22 protein-coding genes are annotated in these 20,257 nt (G+C 65.8%); 2 read left to right on the top strand and 20 right to left on the bottom strand.

Annotation, left to right across the window (positions count from 1 at the left end; all coding sequences use genetic code 11):
- Positions 1-57: 57 nt before the first annotated feature.
- The 10 genes from QCE62_RS07415 to mltG form a co-directional block, all read right to left on the bottom strand.
- Complete coding sequence (locus QCE62_RS07415; protein WP_309916076.1) at positions 58-1,128, bottom strand: glycosyltransferase family 4 protein; 1,071 nt, start codon at positions 1,126-1,128, stop codon at positions 58-60.
- A gap of 267 nt (positions 1,129-1,395) precedes the next feature.
- Positions 1,396-2,781, bottom strand: a complete 1,386-nt coding sequence (gene otsA / locus QCE62_RS07410) for an alpha,alpha-trehalose-phosphate synthase (UDP-forming) (protein ID WP_309916074.1) — start codon at positions 2,779-2,781, stop codon at positions 1,396-1,398.
- A gap of 105 nt (positions 2,782-2,886) precedes the next feature.
- Entirely contained in the window at positions 2,887-4,140 is a 1,254-nt protein-coding gene (locus tag QCE62_RS07405; RefSeq protein WP_309916071.1) for a mechanosensitive ion channel domain-containing protein, read from the bottom strand.
- A gap of 211 nt (positions 4,141-4,351) precedes the next feature.
- Positions 4,352-4,708 carry a Rap1a/Tai family immunity protein gene (locus tag QCE62_RS07400; protein WP_309916068.1) on the bottom strand — a complete coding sequence of 119 codons (357 nt, stop codon included), beginning with the start codon at positions 4,706-4,708 and terminating at the stop codon, positions 4,352-4,354.
- A gap of 106 nt (positions 4,709-4,814) precedes the next feature.
- A complete protein-coding gene (locus QCE62_RS07395; RefSeq protein WP_409017809.1) occupies positions 4,815-5,528 on the bottom strand; it encodes an ankyrin repeat domain-containing protein in 714 nt (237 codons plus the stop codon).
- Positions 5,529-5,648: 120 nt separating this feature from the next.
- A complete protein-coding gene (locus tag QCE62_RS07390; protein ID WP_309916065.1) occupies positions 5,649-6,434 on the bottom strand; it encodes a TatD family hydrolase in 786 nt (261 codons plus the stop codon).
- A gap of 17 nt (positions 6,435-6,451) precedes the next feature.
- On the bottom strand, positions 6,452-6,979 hold the full coding sequence (locus tag QCE62_RS07385; protein ID WP_309916063.1) for an N-acetyltransferase family protein: 528 nt from the start codon (positions 6,977-6,979) through the stop codon (positions 6,452-6,454).
- 30 nt (positions 6,980-7,009) lie between these two features.
- On the bottom strand, positions 7,010-8,053 hold the full coding sequence (locus QCE62_RS07380; RefSeq protein WP_309916060.1) for a DNA polymerase III subunit delta': 1,044 nt from the start codon (positions 8,051-8,053) through the stop codon (positions 7,010-7,012).
- An 18-nt stretch (positions 8,054-8,071) separates the two neighbouring features.
- Positions 8,072-8,692, bottom strand: a complete 621-nt coding sequence (tmk, locus tag QCE62_RS07375) for a dTMP kinase (RefSeq protein WP_309916058.1) — start codon at positions 8,690-8,692, stop codon at positions 8,072-8,074.
- A complete protein-coding gene (mltG, locus tag QCE62_RS07370; protein WP_309916056.1) occupies positions 8,693-9,703 on the bottom strand; it encodes an endolytic transglycosylase MltG in 1,011 nt (336 codons plus the stop codon). It lies immediately after the preceding gene.
- Between the two features lie 100 nt (positions 9,704-9,803).
- On the opposite strand from mltG, the gene QCE62_RS07365 reads away from it, so the two are divergent.
- Together QCE62_RS07365 and QCE62_RS07360 are read left to right on the top strand one after the other, a co-directional pair.
- The gene (locus QCE62_RS07365; RefSeq protein ID WP_309916055.1) at positions 9,804-10,790 is read left to right on the top strand and encodes a folate-binding protein; all 987 of its coding nucleotides are present in this window, start codon (positions 9,804-9,806) and stop codon (positions 10,788-10,790) included.
- A gap of 12 nt (positions 10,791-10,802) precedes the next feature.
- Positions 10,803-11,627 (top strand): NRDE family protein, encoded by an 825-nt coding sequence (locus tag QCE62_RS07360; RefSeq protein ID WP_309916052.1) that lies wholly within the window; start codon positions 10,803-10,805, stop codon positions 11,625-11,627.
- A gap of 7 nt (positions 11,628-11,634) precedes the next feature.
- Here the strand turns inward: QCE62_RS07360 and QCE62_RS07355 are convergent, their stop codons facing one another.
- The 10 genes from QCE62_RS07355 to QCE62_RS07310 form a co-directional block, all read right to left on the bottom strand.
- A complete protein-coding gene (locus QCE62_RS07355; protein WP_309916049.1) occupies positions 11,635-11,883 on the bottom strand; it encodes a hypothetical protein in 249 nt (82 codons plus the stop codon).
- A gap of 4 nt (positions 11,884-11,887) precedes the next feature.
- Positions 11,888-12,331 carry a tlde1 domain-containing protein gene (locus QCE62_RS07350; protein WP_309919685.1) on the bottom strand — a complete coding sequence of 148 codons (444 nt, stop codon included), beginning with the start codon at positions 12,329-12,331 and terminating at the stop codon, positions 11,888-11,890.
- A 180-nt stretch (positions 12,332-12,511) separates the two neighbouring features.
- Positions 12,512-13,468, bottom strand: coding sequence for an alpha/beta hydrolase (locus QCE62_RS07345; protein WP_309916047.1), 957 nt, complete (start codon positions 13,466-13,468; stop codon positions 12,512-12,514).
- Positions 13,469-13,495: 27 nt separating this feature from the next.
- The gene (locus QCE62_RS07340; protein ID WP_309916044.1) at positions 13,496-14,356 is read right to left on the bottom strand and encodes an SDR family oxidoreductase; all 861 of its coding nucleotides are present in this window, start codon (positions 14,354-14,356) and stop codon (positions 13,496-13,498) included.
- Positions 14,357-14,375: 19 nt separating this feature from the next.
- Positions 14,376-15,380 (bottom strand): NADP-dependent oxidoreductase, encoded by a 1,005-nt coding sequence (locus QCE62_RS07335; protein WP_309916042.1) that lies wholly within the window; start codon positions 15,378-15,380, stop codon positions 14,376-14,378.
- Between the two features lie 37 nt (positions 15,381-15,417).
- Positions 15,418-15,906 (bottom strand): PaaI family thioesterase, encoded by a 489-nt coding sequence (locus QCE62_RS07330; protein ID WP_309916039.1) that lies wholly within the window; start codon positions 15,904-15,906, stop codon positions 15,418-15,420.
- A complete protein-coding gene (locus tag QCE62_RS07325) occupies positions 15,903-16,205 on the bottom strand; it encodes a Dabb family protein (protein WP_309916036.1) in 303 nt (100 codons plus the stop codon). The genes QCE62_RS07330 and QCE62_RS07325 overlap by 4 nt, the downstream gene beginning before the upstream one ends.
- 87 nt (positions 16,206-16,292) lie before the next feature.
- Positions 16,293-17,471 carry an acetyl-CoA C-acyltransferase gene (locus QCE62_RS07320; RefSeq protein ID WP_309916033.1) on the bottom strand — a complete coding sequence of 393 codons (1,179 nt, stop codon included), beginning with the start codon at positions 17,469-17,471 and terminating at the stop codon, positions 16,293-16,295.
- Positions 17,468-18,109, bottom strand: coding sequence for a bifunctional nicotinamidase/pyrazinamidase (pncA, locus tag QCE62_RS07315; RefSeq protein WP_409017808.1), 642 nt, complete (start codon positions 18,107-18,109; stop codon positions 17,468-17,470). The genes QCE62_RS07320 and pncA overlap by 4 nt, the downstream gene beginning before the upstream one ends.
- 12 nt (positions 18,110-18,121) lie before the next feature.
- Complete coding sequence (locus tag QCE62_RS07310) at positions 18,122-20,206, bottom strand: 3-hydroxyacyl-CoA dehydrogenase NAD-binding domain-containing protein (protein WP_309916032.1); 2,085 nt, start codon at positions 20,204-20,206, stop codon at positions 18,122-18,124.
- Positions 20,207-20,257: the final 51 nt, after the last annotated feature.

Here is a 20,257-nt window from a genome sequence, read left to right as displayed (position 1 = left end):
TGGCGCGACTCTCGGGTCGCGCCACACGGCGGTTTTCTCATGCGCGTAAGAAATGGATCAGGTCGTGGTCGCGCGGTCGATGACCCTGAAACGCGCCCGCTTCTGCGCCCGCACGACGGCCTTGTAGGCGTCGAGATACTGGCGCGCCATGCGGTGCGACGTGAAGCGGTCTTCGAAGCGCTTGCGCACGCCTTCGCGCGACAGCGTATGCAGCCGGTTCACGGCCGCCACCGCGCCGATTTCATCCTCGACGATGAAGCCGGACACCCCTTCATCGACCACTTCCGGCACCGCGCCGCGATTGAAGGCGATCACCGGCGTGCCGCAGGCCATCGCCTCGATCATCACGAGGCCGAACGGCTCCGGCCAGTCAATGGGAAACAGCAGCGCATGCGCGCCCGAGAGAAACTCGGCCTTCTGGCTGTCGTTGATTTCACCGACGAATTCCACATAAGGCAGCTTGAGCAGCGGCGCGATCTCGCGCTCGAAGTACTCGTGATCGGCGAAATCCACTTTCGCGGCGATCTTGATGGGAAGGCCGCAGCGTCCCGCGATGCGGATCGCGGTATCCACCCGTTTCTCCGGCGAAATACGGCCCAGGAAGGCCAGATATTTCTGTTCGACGGGCTGCGGCGTGTACAGCTTTTCCGGCAGCCCGTGATAGACCGTCGACACCCATTTGGCCTGCGGCAACGGATGGCGCTGGGCGTCCGAGATGGACACGACCGGCGCGGTGTCGAAAGTATCGAAGACCGGCTGCTGCTCGGGCAGGTCGAGGCGGCCGTGCATCGTGGTGAGGAACGGCGTTTCCTGGCGCTTGAACAGCGAGAACGAGTAGTAATCCATGTGGAAGTGCAGCACGTCGAACTCTTCGGCGCGGCGGCGCACCAGTTCCAGCAGCAGCATGTGCGGCGCGATGCGGTCGCGGATCGCCGGATCGAGCCGCAGCGCGCGCGGCCAGACTGCTTCCAGTCGGGCGCTGGTCTGGGAATCGCCGGTGGCGAAGAGCGTGACCTCGTGACCGAGTTCCACGAGCGCCTCGGTGAGATACGACACGACACGTTCCGTGCCCCCGTAGAGCTTCGGCGGCACCGATTCAGTCAGCGGGGCGATCTGGGCAATTCTCATCGTTCTCGTCTCCATGAGCCTATCGACGGCAGCGCACGCCAGCGCACCCATTATGCGAACCGTCGCCTGCGGCATCGAGTATGACAGCCGGCCCACAGCCCGGCCACGAGGTTTGCCCTTACATCAGATCAATGCCCTGTCACTGGAGTGCCGCGTGCGAGTCGCCGACGCGTACCGGCATTATCGAAGGAGAATGGCGGCCGCCCGGCGTACTCTTGCACTTTCATCGCTCTGTTACAGGGCCGAAACAATCGTGTCGGACAGCCGTTACGCTTTGGAGACGCCGCGCAGATCGATCAGGAAGTTGTCGCGCCAGACGCCCAGATCGTGCTTGCGCAATGCGTTCATGTTGGCTTCGTAGCGCTGCTTGCGTTCCGCGAGCGGCATGGTCAGCGCCCGCGCAATCGCCTCGCTCGTGCCGACGATATCGTGCGGATTCACCAGCACCGCGCCAGTCATCTCGTCGGCGGCGCCCGCGAATTGCGACAGCACGAGCACGCCGGGATCGTCCGGATTCTGCGCGGCGACATACTCCTTCGCGACCAGGTTCATGCCGTCGCGCAACGGCGTCACCAGCCCGACCTGCGATTCCCGGAACAGCGACATCAGCTTCCAGCGGTCATAGCGCTGGTTCAGGTAGCGGATCGGCGTGTAGTCGAGGCCCGAATAACGGCCGTTGATGCGCCCCGCTTCATATTCGAGGTTCTGGCGGATCTGCTGATAACTTTCGACGTCGGAGCGCGTCGGCGGCGCGATCTGCACGAGCGTCACGTTGCCGCGCCACTCCGGCGATTTCTCCAGGAAATGTTCGAAGGCGCGGAAACGCTCGACCAGGCCCTTCGAGTAATCGAGCCGGTCGACGCTCATGATGAGCTTGCGGCCTTCGAGGCTTTGTTTCAGGTCCATCACGTCCTGACGCGCTTCGCCGCGCTCGGCCTGCTCGGCGATTTCATCGGGGAACACGCCGATGCGGTACACATTCGTCGTCAGCTTGCGGCCGAAGGCTTCGACGTGGCCGTCGGCGGTCGCCGTGCCGTGTGCATGGCGCACGATGTAATCGTGGAACGCGACGCGGTCGCCTTCGGTCTGGAAGCCCACGACGTCGTAGCAGCACAGCGACTTGACGAGTTCCTCGTGCGGCGGAATGTTCAGCAGGATTTGCGGCGACGGAAACGGAATGTGCAGGAAGAAGCCAATGCGATTCTTGATGCCCTCCGAACGCAGCGCTTCCGCGAACGGGATCATGTGGTAGTCGTGGACCCAGATGACGTCGTCGGGCTCGAGCAGCTTGATCAGCTTGTGCGCGAGCCAGGCGTTCACGCGGCGGTAACCGGCGTATTCGTCGCGATCGTAGACGGCGAGATCGTTGCGATAGTGGAAGACCGGCCACAGCATCGCATTCGAAAAACCGCGGTAGTACTGGTCGTAGTCCTTCTTCGTCAGGCCCACGGTGGCGAAAGTCACGGCGCCGTCCTGTTCCAGCTTGGGGCCCTGGTTCGCCACGGTTTCGCTCACCACGTCCCCGCTCCAGCCAAACCAGACGCCGCCGCTGTCCTTCAGCGCGCCGAAGACGCCGACAGCCAGCCCGCCCGCGGAACCTTTGGTTTCGGTCGGCGTGGCGACCCGGTTGGATACGACGACGAGACGACTCATAAGCTTGCCTTTTCCTCTTTGATCATGTGGGGTTATGTTTTTCGACTGTGAATTGCCCGCTGGGTTTCCATTCACGGCGCGCGATCCGTCAGCCGACTCCATTGTTCACGTCTTTTCGCCGCGCGTCGGTGCGGTAGACGCCGCCGAATGCGCATGCGGGTCCGGTCCGCTCGCCTCGCCTCGGCTCGCGACCGGATCGGCGGGGGTATTGGCGGTATTGGCCGCGCCGGCAGCGTTGTCCGGCGCCGTGCCCGGACGCTGGAGCGGCGGCGCGAAATCGACGTGGCTTTCCTTGTCCGTCGAAAGATCCGCCCGCGCGCGCGGCAGATAGTTCGGATACGCCGCCTGCACGAAATTCACGAGTCCCTCGCGCACGCGGCAGCGCAAATCCCAGTTCAGCGCGGAATCGAACGAGCTGACGAGCACGCGCAGTTGCAACGCGCGATCCGTCGCGTCGGTGACCTGCAGCACCTGTACGCGACCGTCCCATTCCGGCGCATGCGCGAGAATGCGCTCCAGTTCCTCGCGCAGCGGCGCGAGCGGCATGCGGTAATCCACATAGAGGAACACCGTGCCGATGATCTGCGAGCTGTTGCGGGTCCAGTTCGTGAACGGATTTTCGATGAACCACTGCAACGGCACGATCAGCCGGCGCTGGTCCCAGATGCGGATCGACACATAAGTGCCGGTGATTTCCTCGACCCGCCCCCATTCGCCCTGGATGACGACGACGTCGTCGAGGCGGATCGGCTGCGACAGCGCGATCTGCAAACCCGCGATCAGATTGCCGAGCACCGGCCGCGCGGCGATACCGGCGACCAGTCCCGCGACGCCCGCCGACGCCAGCAGGCTCGCGCCGATCTGGCGCACGCTCGGGAATGCCATCAGCGCCCCGCCGAAGCCGATGATGACGATCACCACCATCACCGAACGCGCGAGCACGCGCGCCTGCGTGTGGATGCGGCGGGCGTCGAGGTTGTCGTCGGTGTCGAGCGGGTGCGCCTGCACGATCGCCTCGCCGACCGCGCCCGCGGAGCGCGCCGCGAGGAACGTGAGCGCGACGATCAGCGCGACGGTCTCGACATCGCGCAGGACGCCGATGAACGGCAACGTGTCGGGCGCCTCGAAGATCATGAAGCCGAGCCCGAGGATGATGAGCAGGACCAGCGCGGGTTTGTCGATGTAGCGCAGCACGACGCTCATCAGCGGATAAGGCCGCGCGATGCGGGTCAGGATGCGCGCGCCCGCCCGATGCACGCCCACCGCGAACAGCACGGCGATGACGGCGACGACCAGCGCGCCCGGCCAGGTGCCGAGCGGCCGTTCGGCCAGGTCAATGAAGTGATCGAAAGAAAGCATGAAGGTCGCGGGATCAGCCTCGGGTTGGAAACAGGGCGAGGTGGATACGGCGGCGCGCATCGCGCGGGTGCGATGTCACAAACCATGGGTGCGGAGGCCGCACCGTATTCAGCGAAACTTGCCGGCTGGCAGGCAAGGTCAGGCAAGATCAGGTCAGCAAGCGGGACGCCAGCACGCTCCTGGCGCCTCCGCTCGACCGTTCAGCCCGCCATCAGCGTTCCGCCTTGCAGGGAAACGCCTTGCCGAGGCCGAGCGACACCATGGTCGTGGCGTTGAAATCGGCTTTGTCCGGATTGCCGGCAATGTACTTGCGCACCGCATCCGTCAGTTGCTGGGGTTTCACGTCCGACGGCAGGCAGAAGTATTGGCCGACCTGCGGCCCGGAGGTTCCGCCGATGGCCTCGATCGTGTTATAGACACCGTCCGCCGCGCCTTCGATATAGGCCGCGCAGGCCGTGCGCGAGTTGGGGTCGGTTTTGGTGCACAGCTTGTTCAGGTCGTTGCCGGTGAACGCGAACGCGCACAGAGGTGTCGCGAGCGCACAGGCGATGACGATTTCCCGCAGCATGATCTTCCTTTTATGTTGAGCGGCGGCTTGGATCCGGACAACGGTTCGGGGCACCGGGGCGGCCGCGCCTGACCGCCGGGTGCGCCAGTGTCCGTGCAGCACTGCGCTATTTTGCACCGTTTGCGCCGCCTGGCGCAGCACCGCCCTGCTGCATCGAGTCAAGGCGCGCCTGCAAACCCTCGGCGACATCCTTCGCCTCGTACTTGCGGGCAAAGTCCACGGCCGTCATGCCGATCTGGTTCTTGACGCGCAGGTCCGCGCCTTCGTCGAGCAACAGCTTGCAGGTCGACAAATGCCCGCCGCGCGCGGCCATCATCAGCGGCGTGGTGCCGTTCGGCGAGCCTGCGTCGATATAGGCCGAATGGTCCAGCAGCAGCTTCACGATGTCGTCATGACCGTTGGTCGCCGCATAGTGCAGCGGCGTCCAGCCCTTCTTGTTCACTTCGGCATCCTTGGCGATCAGCGCATTCACGAAGGTCGCGTCGCCGTTGAGGGCCGCGAGCATCATCGCATTCTCGCCGGCGGGGTCGATCTTTTCCAGATCGGTCTTCGGATTGTCGGCGAGCAATTGGCCGACCTTGTCGGATTTCTCGCGCGCCGCGATCACGAGCAGCGGCGTGCCGGTATTGTCGACCGTGTTCGGGTCCGCGCCCTGCGCGAGCTGCTTCTTGACCGCCGAGATGTCGTCGAACTTGACCGCCTTGATGAGCGAATCCACCGACGCGGCCCACACCGGCTGCGCAATCGCACAGCCGGCGACGAGCGCCGCCGCGACCAGCCGGCGCAGCGCGGAGCCCGCGGAGCCCTTCGTGTGCTTCATGTCCGCGGCGAAAACGTTTGACGTGTTTGCCACGGGAAGAGCGGAAATCATCGACGAATTGTTCATGGTTGCCTTCGGGGTGCCTTGAAACAGGTTGCTGTACACGCGGTGCGGCCGCCCTCAGCCTGCCCGCGCGATCTTGAAAAGACGGAAGAAGTTGTCCGTGGTGGCCTGCGCCAGCGCTTCTTCCGGCTGTTCGCGCAATTGCGCGACAAAACGTCCGACATGACTCACGTACGCAGGTTCATTCGGCTTGCCGCGATACGGCACCGGCGCGAGATAAGGTGAATCGGTTTCGATCAGCAGCCGTTCCAGCGGCACGCGGCGCGCCACGTCCTGCACGTCCTTGGCGCTCTTGAACGTGACGATGCCCGACAGCGAAATATGAAAGTTCTGCGCAAGCGCACGTTCGGCCACATCCCACGGCTCGGTGAAACAATGCATCACGCCGCCCGGCACGCCGGCGCGCTCTTCTTCCATGATGCGCAGCGTGTCGTCCGAGGACGCGCGCGTGTGGATGATGAGCGGCTTGCCGGTCTTGTGCGCCGCGCGGATGTGGGTGCGGAAGCGTTCGCGCTGCCACTCCATGTCGGTCAGGCTGCGGCCTTCGAGCCGATAGTAGTCGAGGCCCGTCTCGCCGATCGCGCAGACTTTCGGATGCCCGGCCAGCTCGACGAGCTCGTCCACGCTCGGCTCGCGCATGTCCTCGTGATCCGGATGCACGCCGACCGACGCATACACGTTCTCGTATCGTTCGGCGATGGCGAGCACCGAGGGCAGCGTTTCCAGATCGACCGACACGCACAGCGCATGCGTGACCGAATGCGCGCGCATGTTGTCGAGCACGTCGGGCAGGCGGTCGGCGAGTCCTTCGAAGTTGATGTGGCAGTGTGAATCGACGAACATGCGCGGCTCCCTGATCCTTAATGCGTGTGCTGTGGCGCGGCGCGCTGCGTGTCGAGACGCAGGCCGAGGATCACGAGATCGCGCTCGACGCCGTCCAGCACCGCGACGCGCGGCAGCGCGCCCCAGGTTTCGAAGCCGAAGCCGGCGAACAGCTTGACGCTGGCTTCGTTGTGCCCGAAGACGAAACCGAGCAAGGTATCGACCTTCAGCGACGGCGCGCGCTCGAGCGCCTCGCGCAGCAGCGCACGGCCGAGCCCCTTGCCGCGGGCGCGCTCGTGCAGATAAATGCTGACTTCGACGGTGCGCGCATACGCCGGGCGGCCGTAGAAGTCGGAGAAGCTGAGCCACGCGATGACCTCGCCGCCTTCCTCGACGACCCACAGCGGGCGCGATTGCGGCGAATGCGCGTGAAACCACGCGTGACGGCTTTCGAGCGTGACCGGCTCGAGATCGGCGGTGACCTGGCGCGAGGCGATCGTCGAATTGTAGATGGCCACGATGGCAGGCAGATCGTCGAAGGTGGCGTCGCGGTATTGGAGAGTCATGGTTGGATTGAAAAGGCTCCGGGCACCCTGTCAGGCGACGTAGATGCCGCGATAGCCGAGGAACAGTTCCTCGAACACGAGGCGCGCGTTGAGCGGATGATTCTCCACGGCGCGCTGCCGCGTGACGGTTTTCATGTAGCGGGCGAGCGCGGCGCCATCCGCGCCCTGTGCACAGCGCGCGAGCGCCTTGGCCGCGCCTGGAAAGTAACGCGGCCGGCCCGCCGTGCGCTGCGCGAGCAGATCGTAAAGCCAGCGCTGCAGCCAGCCGAGCACGAGCGGCACCGGCAGCTTCTGCAGGTTCTCGCCGCAGGCGAAGGCGTCGCAGTTCGGTCCGGCGGCGAGCTGGGCGAGCGTGAAGTCGCGTAACGCGCGGTTCTCGTCGCTCGCCAGCGCCAGCGCCGCCAGCGGCGCGCCGCCCGCCTGCGCGAGCAGGCCCGCTGCATCGTCGATACCCTGCGCCGCGAGCCATGCGTTCGCCTGCGCTGGCTCGGGCACGCTCATCGGCCATTGACGGCAGCGGCTCACGATGGTCGGCAGCAGCCGGTCCATGCGCGCCGAAACCAGCAGAAACACGACGCCCGACGGCGGTTCTTCGAGCGTCTTCAACAGCGCGTTGGCGGCGGCGACATTCAATGCCTCGGCCGGATACAACACCACGACACGCACCCCGCCGCGGTGCGAGCCCAGGGCACAGAAGTCCAGCAGCGCGCGCACCTGCTCGATCTTGATTTCCTTGCTGGGCGCGCGCGATTTCTTGCCTTCGTCGCCATCGGCTTTGTCAGCGGGGGCGTCGGCGGCGTCGCCGGAGGTGGCGACGGCAAGGCCCGCGAGCGCTTCCGGCAGCACGGCGCGATAGTCGGGATGGTTGCCCTGCGAAAACCACAGGCACGCCGGGCAATGACCGCAGGGTTCGCCGTTCGCCGCGGGCGCCTCGCACAGCAGACCTTGCGCCAGATGTTGTGCGAACTGCAATTTGCCGATGCCCGCCTCGCCATGCAGCAGCAATGCGTGCGGCCAGTGCGCGCGCAGTTGCTGGAGGCGTTGCCAGTCGTCGGTCTGCCAAGGGTAGATCATTGCTGTTATCGTATTGAATCAGAGACTTGCGATCGTTTCTTCAAGTTCTTTGCGAATGTCGTCGATGGTCCGGGTGGCATCGACGACGGCAAAGCGCTGCGGCGACTCCGCGGCCCGGCGCAGATATTCGCCCCGCGTGCGCGCAAAAAACGTCTCCGACTCGCGCTCGAACTTGTCCGGCGCGCGCGCCGCCGAGCGGCGTTCGTTCGCGGTTTCGGTCGGCACGTCGAACAGCACGGTCAGATCCGGCTGGAAACCGCCCTGCACCCATCGTTCCAGCGCTTCGAGCTTGTCGCGCGGCAGGCCGCGGCCGCCGCCCTGGTATGCAAAAGTGGCATCCGTGAAACGGTCCGACAGCACCCAATCGCCGCGCGACAGCGCCGGTTCGATCACCTGCGCCAGATGTTCCCGGCGCGCTGCGAACATCAGCAGCGCCTCGGTTTCGAGGTCCATTGGCTGGTCCAGCAGGATGCCGCGCAGTGTTTCGCCGAGCGGCGTGCCGCCTGGCTCGCGCGTCATCACGACCGCATGGCCGGACGGCGCGAGCTTCGCCGCGAGTTGCTGGCGGAACCAGTCGAGATGCGTGGTCTTGCCCGCGCCGTCGATGCCTTCGAACGTAATGAACTTGCCGCGCGCCATTCATTGACCCCGGATGTATTTGTCGACGGCCTTGTTGTGGTCGCCGAGCGTGTCGGAAAAGATGCTGCTGCCGTCGCCGCGCGAGACGAAATACAGCGCGGTGCTGGCGGCCGGGTTGAGCGTGGCGGTCAACGCGGCCACGCCGGGCAGCGCGATCGGCGTCGGCGGCAGGCCCATGCGCGTGTAGGTATTGTACGGAGTGTCCGTCTGCAGGTCCTTCTTCCTGAGCTTGCCGCCATAAGCCGGGCCCAGGCCGTAGATCACGGTGGGATCGGTCTGCAGCGGCATGCCGATGCGCAGCCGGTTCGCGAACACCGCCGCAACCAGCGGCCGGTCCTGCGCGCGCCCGGTTTCCTTCTCCACGATCGACGCCATGATCAGCGCGTCATAAGGCGTCTTGTAAGGCAGATTCGGCGCGCGCGCGTTCCACGCCTCGGTGAGACGCACTTGCATGAGCCGGTAGGCGCGCTGGTAGACGGCGAGATCGCTGGTGTTCTTGTCGAAGAGATAGGTGTCGGGGAAGAACAGCCCTTCAGCCGACGCCCGGTCCACCTCGGCGGCGCCGATCGCCCGCAGCAGGTCCGTGTCGCTCATGCCGGCCGTGTCGTGCTTGAGCGCGGGATTGCCGTCCAGTTCGGCGCGCATCTTCTGCAGCGTCCAGCCTTCGATGACTGTTGCGACGTACTCGTTGACGTCGCCGCGCGCGATCTTCTGCAGCACCTCATAGGGCGTGATGCCGCTCTTGAATGCGTAGTTGCCGGACTTGAGCTGCGCGGACAGACCGAGCACGCGGGTCATCAGCACGAACAGTTCCGGCTCGACCGGCACGCCGCCGCGGTTCAGCTGATTGCTCACGCTGCGCAGGCTGCTATGCGGTTTGATGGTGACGTCAAGCTCGGGTGTCGCGAGTGCCATGGGACGCTGCGCCCACCAGACGACGCCGCCCGCGACGGCCGCCGCGACCAGCGCGGCGAACACGATGGCCACGACGCATTTCTTCAAGAGGGACATGCGGAACACGCTTGGGATAAGACCAATATAATAACTTGCCGCCTGTGCCGGAGTCGCTTTCACCGGTCCGGGCTTCTCTGAAAGGACAGCCGCGACCTCCATGAATTCCCAGACCCCGACCCTCGCCCCCGCCGATTTCGAAGCCGTCAAGACCGCCGGCGCGTTCATGCCGCTCACGCAGTTCGGCGTGATCGATGTCAGGGGCGAGGACGCCGCGACCTTCCTGCACAACCAGATCACCAACGACGTCCAGCATCTCGATGCATCCACGGCCCGACTGGCCGGTTATTGCTCGCCGAAGGGACGGCTGCTGGCGTCGTTCCTGATGTGGCGCACGGCCGATGCGGTGCGCCTGCTGATCGCGCAGGACACGCAGGCGGCAGTGCAGAAGCGTCTGTCGATGTTCGTGCTGCGGCTGAAAGCGAAGCTCTCCGACGCGACGCCCGAGGTGGCCGCGGTCGGCTTCGCGGGCGACGTGCGCGCGGCGCTGTCCGGCATCTTCGATGCCCTGCCCGACGGCGTGCACGTGAAGGTCGAAGGTCCGAATGGCGCGCTGATCCGCATGCCGGATGCGGCGCATCGGCCGCGTTTCCTGTGGGTCGGGCCGAAGGCGCTGGTGGACGAACAGCTCGCGGCCCTCGAAGACAAACTGGTGCGCGTGCCCGGGCAAATGTGGGACTGGCTCGACATCCATGCGGGCGAACCGCGCATCACGCACGCGACGGTCGAGCAGTTCGTGCCGCAGATGGTGAACTTCGACGTGCTCGGCGGCGTGAACTTCAAGAAAGGCTGCTATCCGGGACAGGAGATCGTCGCGCGCAGCCAGTATCGCGGCACGATCAAGCGGCGCACGGCGCTCGCGCACACCGAAGCGGCCGCGCCCGGAGCGGAGCTGTTCCATTCCGACGATCCGGGCCAGCCGTGCGGGCTGGTCGTCAACGCGGCGCCGGCGGAAGCCGGCGGCGTGGACTGTCTGGTCGAGATCAAGCTGGCCGCGCTCGACAACGGCAGCGTTCACGTGGGTTCCGCCGATGGGCCGGCGCTCGAATTTGCGCCGCTGCCCTACGCCTTTCCCGCCGATGCCTGAGGTCCCGCGCGCATGTGCCTGATCGTTTTCGACTGGCAGCCCGCGGCCGCGCCCGGCGAGCGCCGCGCGCTGCTGACGCTGTCGGCGAATCGGGATGAATTCTTGCGCCGCACCGCCGAGCCGATGCACTGGTGGACCGACGCGCCGGGCGTGCTTGCGGGACGCGATCTCACGGGCGGCGGCACATGGCTGGGTGTGTCGCGCGATGGACGCTTCGCGGCGCTGACGAACTATCGCGCGCCGAGCGAGACGCGCCCGGACGCGCCGACGCGCGGCACGCTGGTGAGCGACTTTCTCGCGGGCGAACGGCTTGCGCCGCTGACGTATCTGGAACGCGTGGCCGAGCGAGGTCAGCGTTATAACGGCTTCAACCTGCTGTGCGGCGATTTCGCGCGGCGTGAACTGGGCTGGTATGGCAATCGCGCGGATGCGCCGCCAGCCTTGCTCGAAGCGGGCGTGCATGGCTTGTCGAACAGTCTGCTGAACACGCCTTGGCCAAAGCTGGTGGCTCAGCGCGACGCCTTGCACGACCTGATTCACGCCGACGAGCGGCCGTCACTCGATGTGCTGATCGACACCTTGCGCGATCCGCGTACGGCCAACGACGCGCTGCTGCCCTCCACCGGCATTTCGATCGAGCGGGAACGCGTGTTGTCCGCGGCGTTTATCGAGACGCCCGAGTACGGGACACGCAGCACCACGGCGTTGCGCGTGGACCTGATGCCGCATGGGCTCGCGGTCGATGTCAAGGAACGCAGTGACGATGACGGCTCGCATCGGATCGTGCGGCCCGGCGCGTTCGAGCGGGCTTTTGACTTCGAAGTGGAACGCGGTTGACGCGGGCTTAGCGCGTGCGTCGCATCAGGTAGAGAATGCCCCCGATGATCAGTGCGCCGATGCTGTCCACCACGGTCATTAAAGGAATGGGATTTGTCCATTTGTCCATGTTGGTGGTCCGCGAGTAATACGGCGGGCCGTCGCCGTAGTATTCAGTCAGAGCGAGCACATTCCAGGCGACGAGAAGAGCATAGAGAATGGCAACGATGACATATAAGCCCGCTCTCAACAGGGACTGGTAGCTCGTGATCTGCATTGGTTCAGTAGCGAACGGTCAAAGGAATGTAGCATTCCGGAGAATCGGCTGTAGCGGCTTTCAAGTCGCGGACGAAATCCTCCATTCGTGAACGGAGACCGATGCATCCAGCAGTTCTTGCATACACTCCGCCATGAATAAAGAATCCACCGCGACCGAAGGTTTCCGTGCCTGGGAATATGTGGATTGTGATCCGATGATTTCCCCACTTTGAGCGTAGACCCGCCTTGTACCATTTGATCGTCCACATCTGTGACGGTTGAATCCAATATCGACCCGGCGGAATGGGACCTTGACTGCGTGTTCGGTATCGGGCGGGAGAGAAATCAAACCTTCCCCCGATTAGCGGTTTTCCGGAAATTGCCGGATAGGACCGCCCACGCTGAGCATGAACTAAAAGAGCGGAGCCATTGAACGAGAGAGAGAGGGTCCCTGAACGTGCACACATGGGACTGCGGGGAAAACCGTGCTCTGCTGCATAGTCATCTGACATACATCCGAGACTGTAGGATTGGACAGCAGTGCAGGGCAAGCTCGTCCCTGATCACTCAATTTCCCGATCTCATCATCCAGCAATCCTGAGGAATCCACCCGCCTGACATTTCAGACGATACTCAATCTTCATCCCTCACCCTTCAAACCCCTCCCGCAGCGCCCTCACCGCTTCCGCATGCGCATCGGCCACTTCAGGCACGAAGCCGCCCATCTTGAAGAACTCGTGGATCATCCCTTCATAGCGCCTGAGCGTCACCGGCACGCCCTGCTGCTCCAGCTTTTCCGCATACGCGACATCTTCATCGAACAGCGGATCGTGATCCGCCGCCGCGATCCACGCCGGCGCGACGCCCGCCATGTCGGGCACGCCGCCCGCGGCATCGAGCGGTGCGAAGCGCCAGTCATCGCGGTCGCGGTCATCGCGCAGATACTGGGCGAAGAACCACTGGATCGTTTCGCCCGAAAGCAGATAGCCCTCCGCCAGTTGCGCGTGCGACGCGCTCTGCTGCCGCGCGCTCGTGCCCGGATAGATCAGCAGTTGCAGCCGCAAGCCGATGCCCGCATCGCGCGCCAGCACCGCGCACACCGTGGCCAGCGTGCCGCCCGCGCTGTCGCCGCCGATCGCCAGTCGCGCCGCATCGATGCCGAACGTGCCCGCCTCACGCGCCAGCCATTGCAGCGCGTCGAACGCGTCGTTCACCGCGACGGGAAAGCGGTGCTCGGGCGCAAGCCGGTAATCGACCGACACCACCGCGCAGCCCGCATCGTGCGCGAGCTTGCGGCACAGCGCATCGTGCGTCGCCACGCTGCCGACGGTAAAGCCGCCGCCATGCAGATACAGCAGCCCCGCCACCGGCTGCGCCCAGTTCGGCTCGACGGGCTGATACACGCGCACGCCGATCGTCGCGCCGTCGCGCGTGGGCACCTGCACGTCCTCGACGCTGAACAGCGGCAGCGGCGCGATGTCGAGGATCGGCGCGCTCATCGCGTAGGCGGCGCGCGCCTGCTGCGGCGTCAGCGTGTGGAACGGCGGGCGGTTCGCACGCGCCACCATCTCGAGGATTTGGGCGATCTTGGGATTGAGCGGCATCGATTGAGGAGCGTTGAAAATACGCGGCTAACGCGGCCGCCTGAGCGACATCGGATCGGTCGGATTGCGCAGTTGGGCGATGTCGTCGAGCCGCAGTTGCACCGACGCCATGATGGCCGGATGCGTGATGACGTAAAAGCGGCGCGCGCGCACGGCATCGAAGGTCAGTGCGGCGATGTCGTCCGCCGTGAGCTTGCCGCCTTCCACCGCTTTCGTGAGTTGCCGCGCGGCGAGTTTCTGCGACGCGGTGTACGGAGCCGCGTTGGCGAGCGCTTCGGGCCGCGCGCGTTCGGCATCGGCGATCCCCGTCGGCACGAACGCGGGACACAGCAGCGACACGCCGATCAGGTCCGCACCCGCCAGCCGCAAATCATGCTGCAGGGTCTCGGTCAGCGCGACGACCGCGTGTTTCGACGCGTTGTAGACGCCCATCGCGGGCGCGGCGAGCAGGCCCGCCACCGACGCCGTATTGACGATGTGCGCCGGCTCGTTCTGCCGCAGCATGATGGGCACGAACGCACGCAGACCGTTCGCGACCCCCATCACGTTGACGCCGAAGACCCATTGCCAGTCGTTGGCGCTGTTTTCCCACACGAAGCCGCCCGCGCCGACGCCCGCGTTGTTGAACAACAGATGCACGCCGCCGAAGGCATCGAGCGCGGCCTGCGCCAGCGCCTCGACCTGCGCCGGGTCCGAGACATCCGCCGTCACGCCGAGCGCTTCGCCGCCCTGCGCGCGGATGGCATCCACCGTGGCGGCGAGGCCGGCGGTGTCGAGATCGGCGAGCACGAGCTTCATGCCGAGCGCCGCGCCTTGCTGCGCGAACGCCCGGCCGAAGCCGCTGCCCGCGCCGGTGATGACGGCAACCTTGCCAGCGAAACTGTCCACGTGAGGTTTCCGGGTTCGATCAGATCAGCTTCACGAGCTGCTTGCCGAAATTCTTTCCGCGCAGCATCCCGAGCAGCGCCTCGGGCGCTTGCTCGAGACCGTCCGCGATGCTCTCGCGGAACAGCAGCTTCTTCGTCGCGACGCGTTCGCCGAGATCCTTGAGCGCCTGCGGCCAGATATCCAGATGTTCGTAGACGATGAAGCCTTGCAGCAAGAGCCGCTGCGTCAGGATGAGCCGGGGCGCGTCCAGCGGCAGGGGTTTGCCGTCATAGCCGGAGATCATGCCGCACACGGCAATGCGTCCGAACGCGTTCATGCGCGCCAGCACTGCGTTGAGGATCTCGCCGCCGACGTTCTCGAAGTAGCCGTCGATGCCATCCGGCACGGCCGCCTTCAGGTCGGCGCGCAGGTTGCCCGCCTTGTAGTCGACGCAGGCATCGAAGCCGAGCGTCTCCACCACATAGCGGCATTTCTCCGCGCCGCCCGCGATGCCCACTGCGCGGCAGCCGGCCGCCTTCGCCAGTTGCCCGACGACGCTGCCCACCGCGCCGCGCGCCGCTGACACCACCACGGTCTCGCCCGCCTTCGGCTTGATGATGCCGTTCAGGCCGTACCACGCGGTGACGCCCGGCATGCCGAGCGCGCCGAGATAGGCGGAGAGCGGCACGCGCGAGGCATCGACCTGGTTCAGCATCGTGCCGTCCGAGGTGCCGTACTCCTGCCAGCCGAGCATGCCCACGACGTTGTCGCCGACCGCGAACTTCGGATTGCGCGACTCGCTGACGACGCCCACCGTGCCGCCGATCATCACTTCGTTCAGCGGCTGCGGCGGCGCGTAGGACTTGGCGTCGTCCATGCGGCCGCGCATGTACGGATCGAGCGACAGATAGTGGTTGCGGACCCGCACCTCGCCCTCGGCGAGCGGCGCGAGCGGCGTTTCGACGAGCTTGAAGTTGCTCGCCGAGGCTTCGCCATCGGGACGTGAGACGAGCAGGATCTGACGGTTCAGCAGTGCGTCTGCCATGGCGGGTTCTCCTGTCTTCAAAGGGATGATGCCGGTGTTAAGCGTCGCTCGGGCCGGGCAGCGCCTTGGGATCGGTACGCATTTTCTGGCGTGCGATGTCGCGTCCGACCGCGAGCCGCTTCATGTACTTGAAGGTGCCGAGCGCCTTGGCCACGAAGTGTCCTTCGCTGTCGCGCACTTCGCCTTCGCAATAAGCCATCGTGGTCGAGCGGTGCAGCACGCGGCCGTAACCGCGCAACTCGCCGCGGCCGGGCTGCATGAAGTTCACCTTCATTTCGACGGTGACGACGCCCATGCCGTCCCCCGCGACGCTGCGCGCGGCGAGCGCGAGCGCGGCGTCGAGCAGGGTCATCGTGACGCCGCCATGGGCGATGCCCCAGGTATTCAGATGCGTGTCGCGCAGCGGCAGGCACACTTCGCTTTCGCCGTCCTGCGCGCGGACGAGATCGACGCCGAGCGAATCGATGAACGGGCTTTCGATGGACACGCCGGCGTTCGCCGGATCGGTGCTGGACATCGCGCTCATACCTCGTAGTCGACGCATTGACGGTCTTCACGGACCGCCGCGATGAAGTCCTTCACGGCCTGATGCTTCGGATGGACCTGATAGGCTTCGAGCGCGGCGCGGTCGTCGAAGTCGGACACCAGCACGACGTCATAGGTGCAGTCGAAGCCCGGCTGAGCGGTGCCGACCTCGAAGTGTCCCTGCCCTTTCACGATGCTGCGGCAGGTTTCGAGCCGGGCCTTCAGCTTCTGCGCATTCTCTGCGCGGCTGGCGCCCTCGGCGGTTTCCTTCAGCTTCCACATGACGATGTGACGCAGCACGGCGGCTCCTGATTCATGATGTCGGTCGAGACCTGAAGCGTAGCAAAAATCGCCGTGCAGTGAGGTGACGCGACGTACGCGCTTTGGTCACACGATCTCGAACAGTCCCGCCGCGCCCTGCCCGCCGCCGACGCACATGGTCACCACGACGAAGCGCGCCCCGCGCCGCTTGCCTTCGAGCAGCGCATGCCCGGTCAGGCGTGCGCCCGACACGCCATACGGATGCCCGACCGCGATCGCGCCGCCGTTCACGTTGAGACGCTCGTCGGGAATGCCCAGCCGGTCGCGGCAATAGAGCACCTGCACGGCGAAGGCTTCGTTCAGTTCCCACAAGCCGATGTCATCGACGGTGAGCCCCGCGCGTTGCAGCAGCTTCGGCACCGCGAACACCGGCCCGATGCCCATCTCGTCAGGCTCGCAGCCCGCGACCGCGAAGCCGCGAAAAATGCCGAGCGGTTGCAGTCCTTCACGCTCGGCAAGCGTCGCGCTCATGACGACGCACGCCGACGCGCCATCCGAAAACTGACTCGCGTTGCCGGCCGTGATGACGCCGCCCGGCAGCGCCGTGCGGATCTTCGCGACGCCTTCGAGCCTCGCGTCCGCGCGACTGCCTGCGTCGGCAGCGAGCGTGACTTCGCGCGTGAAAAGCCGGCCGCTGGCCTTGTCCGCGATGCCGGCGAGCACGGTGATCGGCACGATCTCGGCATCGAAGCGGCCCGCTGCCTGCGCGGCGGCCGCGCGCTGCTGCGAACGTGCACCGTATTCGTCCTGGCGCTCCCGCGAGATGTCATAGCGCCGCGCGACGTTCTCGGCGGTCTGGAGCATCGGCCAGTAGATCGCGGGCTTGTGCGTGTCGAGCCAGGCTTCCTTCAGCATGTGGCGGTTCATCTCGTTCTGCACGCAGGAAATCGATTCGACGCCGCCCGCGACGAACACTTCGCCCTCGCCCGTCATCACGCGCTGCGCGGCGAGCGCGATGCTCTGCAAACCCGACGAGCAAAAGCGGTTCACCGTCATGCCCGGCACCGCGGCCGGCAAGCCGGCGCGCAACGCGATCTGCCGCGCGACGTTCATGCCGGTGGCGCCTTCGGGAAACGCGCAGCCCATGACGACGTCCTCGATGCGCACCGGGTCGATGCCCGCGCGTTCGACCGCCGCCCGTACGACGTGGCCGCCGAGCGTCGCGCCATGGGTCATGTTGAGTGCGCCGCGCCACGATTTGGCGAGCGCGGTGCGCGCGGTGGCTACGATCACGGCGTCGGTCATGTCGTCTCTCTCGTTTCGATGTCGTTCGAACTCACGCGCCGCACGCCGGCGCCGAGCATGTCCTGCCACGCGCGCGCCAGCGACCCGTCCAGGTCGATCGCGCGGCATGCGTCCTCGATCACGCTCGTTTCAAAGCCGGCCGCGCGCGCATCGAGCGCCGACCACGCGACGCAATAGTCGGTCGCGAGCCCAGCCAGCCACACGCGCCGGACGCCGGTGTCGCGCAGATAGCCTGTCAGGCCGGTCGGCGTCGTGCGGTCCGCTTCGAGGAACGCCGAATAGCTGTCGACGTGCTCGTGATGCCCCTTGCGCACCACCATCCGCGCATGCGGCACGTGCAGGTCGCGATGCAGCGCCGCGCCCTCGGTATCCTGCACGCAGTGCACCGGCCACAGCACCTGCTCGCCGTAGGGCAGCGTCATGGTCTCGAAGGGCTGGCGTCCCGCGTGATTCGTCGCGAACGACACATGCGAGCGCGGATGCCAGTCCTGGGTCAGCACGACATGCGAAAAGCCGGCCGCGATACGGTTGATGACCGGCACGACCTCGTCGCCGCGCGCGACGGCCAGCGCCCCGCCCGGCATGAAATCAGGTTGCACGTCCACGACGATCAGTACGTCTTCCACGGGTTTCATCATGTTCAGGAAAGCTCAGGCGTTGAAGCGGCCGTTGGCGGCGGCGAGTCCGGCGATGCGCGCGGCGGGCTGCCACGCGTCGCCGTTGGATTGGGCGGCGTACTTGCGCAACGCGCGATCGACGTTAAAAAGGCCGATGGTATCCGCATACAGCATCGGGCCGCCGCGCCACAGCGGGAAGCCATAGCCGGTGAGATACACCATGTCGATGTCGGAGGCCTTTGCCGCGATGCCTTCCTCGAGAATCTTCGCGCCTTCGTTCACGAGCGACAGCACCAGGCGCTCGACGATTTCCTCATCGCCGATCTCGCGCCGCGCCACACCTTGTTCGGCTGAGAACCCCACGATCATTTCGTCGACGGCCTGAGACGGAATGGCATCGCGCTTGCCCGGCGCGTAGTCATACCAGCCCGCGCCGGTCTTCTGTCCGAAGCGGCCCATCTCGCACAAACGGTCGGCCACGCGCGCATAACGCAACTCCGGCTGCTCGCGATAGCGCCGCTTGCGAATAGCCCAGCCGATATCGTTGCCGGCCAGATCGCTCATGCGGAACGGGCCCATCGCGAAGCCGAACTGTTCGATCGCGCGATCCACCTGCGCCGGCAGCGCGCCTTCCTCCAGCATGAAGAGCGCCTGGCGGATGTACTGCTCGATCATGCGGTTGCCGATGAAGCCGTCGCACACGCCCGAAACCACCGCGGTCTTTTTGATCTTCTTCGCAACCTGCATGACGCTGGCGAGCACGTCTTTCGACGTCTCCTTGCCGCGCACCACTTCGAGCAGCTTCATCACGTTGGCGGGACTGAAGAAGTGCATGCCGATCACATCGCCGGGACGCTTCGTGAACGACGCGATGCGGTTCAGATCGAGCGTCGAGGTGTTCGACGCGAGAATCGCGCCAGGCTTCGCCACTTCGTCCAGTTGGCGGAATACCTGCTGTTTCACGTCCAGTTCTTCGAACACCGCTTCGATGATCAGATCGGCCTGGGCGAGATCGGTGAACGAGAGCGTCGGACGAATCAGCGCGATGCGGTCCTCCACCTGTTGCTGCGTGAGCTTGCCCTTCTTGACCTGCGCCTCGTAATTGCGGCGAATCGTCGCGAGACCGCGATCCAGCGCGTCCTGCTTCGTTTCCAGCAGCGTGACGGGCAGCTTCGCGTTGAGGAAGTTCATCGCGATGCCACCGCCCATCGTGCCCGCGCCCACGATGCCGATCTGTTCGATCTTCCTGACCGGCGTGTTCGACGGCACGTCGGCGATCTTGCCGGCCGCGCGTTCGCCGAAGAACGCATGCCGCAGCGCGCGGCTCTCGGGCGTCTGCACCAGCGCAAGGAAGCATTCGCGCTCGAACGCAAGGCCGCGTTCGAAGCCTTCCTTGACGCCCTTTTCGATTGCATCGATGCACTTGTGCGGCGCCGGGAAATGGCGTGCCACCGCCGCCACGCTGTTGCGCGCGAACTGGATGAAGCCCTCCGCGTTCGCATGCTCGATGCGGCGCTCGCGCACCTTTGGATATGGCCCGCCACGGTCCGCGGCTCCGCGCGCGAAGCTCAGCGCGGCGTCGAGCAGATCGCCTTGTATGAAGGCGTCGAAGAGCCCGCTTTGCGCGAGCTGTTCGGACGGCACCGGCGTGCCGGACACGATCATGTTGAGCGCCGTCTCCAGGCCGACCGCGCGTGGCAGCCGCTGCGTGCCGCCCGCACCCGGCAGCAGGCCGAGCTTCACTTCCGGCAGCGCGATCTGCGCGTCCGGCGCGGCGACGCGGTAATGCGCGCCGAGCGCGAGTTCCAGGCCGCCGCCCATCGCCACGGCATGAATCGCCGCGACGACCGGCTTGGCGCTGCCCTCGACGGCCTGGATGACGGTCAGGAGCGTCGGTTCCTGCGTGGCCTTCGGGGTATTGAATTCGGTGATGTCGGCGCCGCCCGAGAAGGCCTTGCCCGCGCCGATCAGCACGATGGCGCGCACGGTGGCGTCGCTGTTCGCGCGCCCGATGCCCTCGACGATGCCGAGCCGCGTCGCGTGCCCGAGCCCGTTCACCGGCGGATTGTCGAGCATGATGACGGCGACGCCGTCGCGGATCGAATAATCCACTGCCATGAAGCTGTCTCCCGATGGATCGCGATAAAGGAATGAGCGTGCCGCGCCACG

This window comes from Caballeronia sp. LZ033, from assembly GCF_031451265.1.
In the GTDB taxonomy this organism is placed as follows: domain Bacteria; phylum Pseudomonadota; class Gammaproteobacteria; order Burkholderiales; family Burkholderiaceae; genus Caballeronia.
The sequence above is the reverse complement of the archived record's forward strand: the minus strand, read 5'-3'. Positions and strand labels throughout refer to the sequence as shown.

Bases quoted from the DNA above. Each gene is read 5' to 3' on its own strand.
- mltG (WP_309916056.1), bottom strand. From the start codon at position 9,703: ATGTCCCTCTTGAAGAAATGCGTCGTGGCCATCGTGTTCGCCGCGCTG.
- QCE62_RS07405 (WP_309916071.1), bottom strand. From the start codon at position 4,140: ATGCTTTCTTTCGATCACTTCATTGACCTGGCCGAACGGCCGCTCGGC.
- QCE62_RS07320 (WP_309916033.1), bottom strand. From the start codon at position 17,471: ATGACCGACGCCGTGATCGTAGCCACCGCGCGCACCGCGCTCGCCAAA.
- QCE62_RS07365 (WP_309916055.1), top strand. From the start codon at position 9,804: ATGAATTCCCAGACCCCGACCCTCGCCCCCGCCGATTTCGAAGCCGTC.
- QCE62_RS07415 (WP_309916076.1), bottom strand. From the start codon at position 1,128: ATGAGAATTGCCCAGATCGCCCCGCTGACTGAATCGGTGCCGCCGAAG.
- QCE62_RS07335 (WP_309916042.1), bottom strand. From the start codon at position 15,380: ATGGCAGACGCACTGCTGAACCGTCAGATCCTGCTCGTCTCACGTCCC.
- QCE62_RS07310 (WP_309916032.1), bottom strand. From the start codon at position 20,206: ATGGCAGTGGATTATTCGATCCGCGACGGCGTCGCCGTCATCATGCTC.
- QCE62_RS07355 (WP_309916049.1), bottom strand. From the start codon at position 11,883: ATGCAGATCACGAGCTACCAGTCCCTGTTGAGAGCGGGCTTATATGTC.
- QCE62_RS07380 (WP_309916060.1), bottom strand. From the start codon at position 8,053: ATGATCTACCCTTGGCAGACCGACGACTGGCAACGCCTCCAGCAACTG.
- QCE62_RS07390 (WP_309916065.1), bottom strand. From the start codon at position 6,434: ATGTTCGTCGATTCACACTGCCACATCAACTTCGAAGGACTCGCCGAC.
- QCE62_RS07350 (WP_309919685.1), bottom strand. From the start codon at position 12,331: ATGTGTGCACGTTCAGGGACCCTCTCTCTCTCGTTCAATGGCTCCGCT.
- tmk (WP_309916058.1), bottom strand. From the start codon at position 8,692: ATGGCGCGCGGCAAGTTCATTACGTTCGAAGGCATCGACGGCGCGGGC.
- QCE62_RS07360 (WP_309916052.1), top strand. From the start codon at position 10,803: ATGTGCCTGATCGTTTTCGACTGGCAGCCCGCGGCCGCGCCCGGCGAG.
- QCE62_RS07395 (WP_409017809.1), bottom strand. From the start codon at position 5,528: ATGAAGCACACGAAGGGCTCCGCGGGCTCCGCGCTGCGCCGGCTGGTC.
- pncA (WP_409017808.1), bottom strand. From the start codon at position 18,109: ATGATGAAACCCGTGGAAGACGTACTGATCGTCGTGGACGTGCAACCT.
- QCE62_RS07400 (WP_309916068.1), bottom strand. From the start codon at position 4,708: ATGCTGCGGGAAATCGTCATCGCCTGTGCGCTCGCGACACCTCTGTGC.
- QCE62_RS07385 (WP_309916063.1), bottom strand. From the start codon at position 6,979: ATGACTCTCCAATACCGCGACGCCACCTTCGACGATCTGCCTGCCATC.
- QCE62_RS07330 (WP_309916039.1), bottom strand. From the start codon at position 15,906: ATGAGCGCGATGTCCAGCACCGATCCGGCGAACGCCGGCGTGTCCATC.
- QCE62_RS07345 (WP_309916047.1), bottom strand. From the start codon at position 13,468: ATGCCGCTCAATCCCAAGATCGCCCAAATCCTCGAGATGGTGGCGCGT.
- otsA (WP_309916074.1), bottom strand. From the start codon at position 2,781: ATGAGTCGTCTCGTCGTCGTATCCAACCGGGTCGCCACGCCGACCGAA.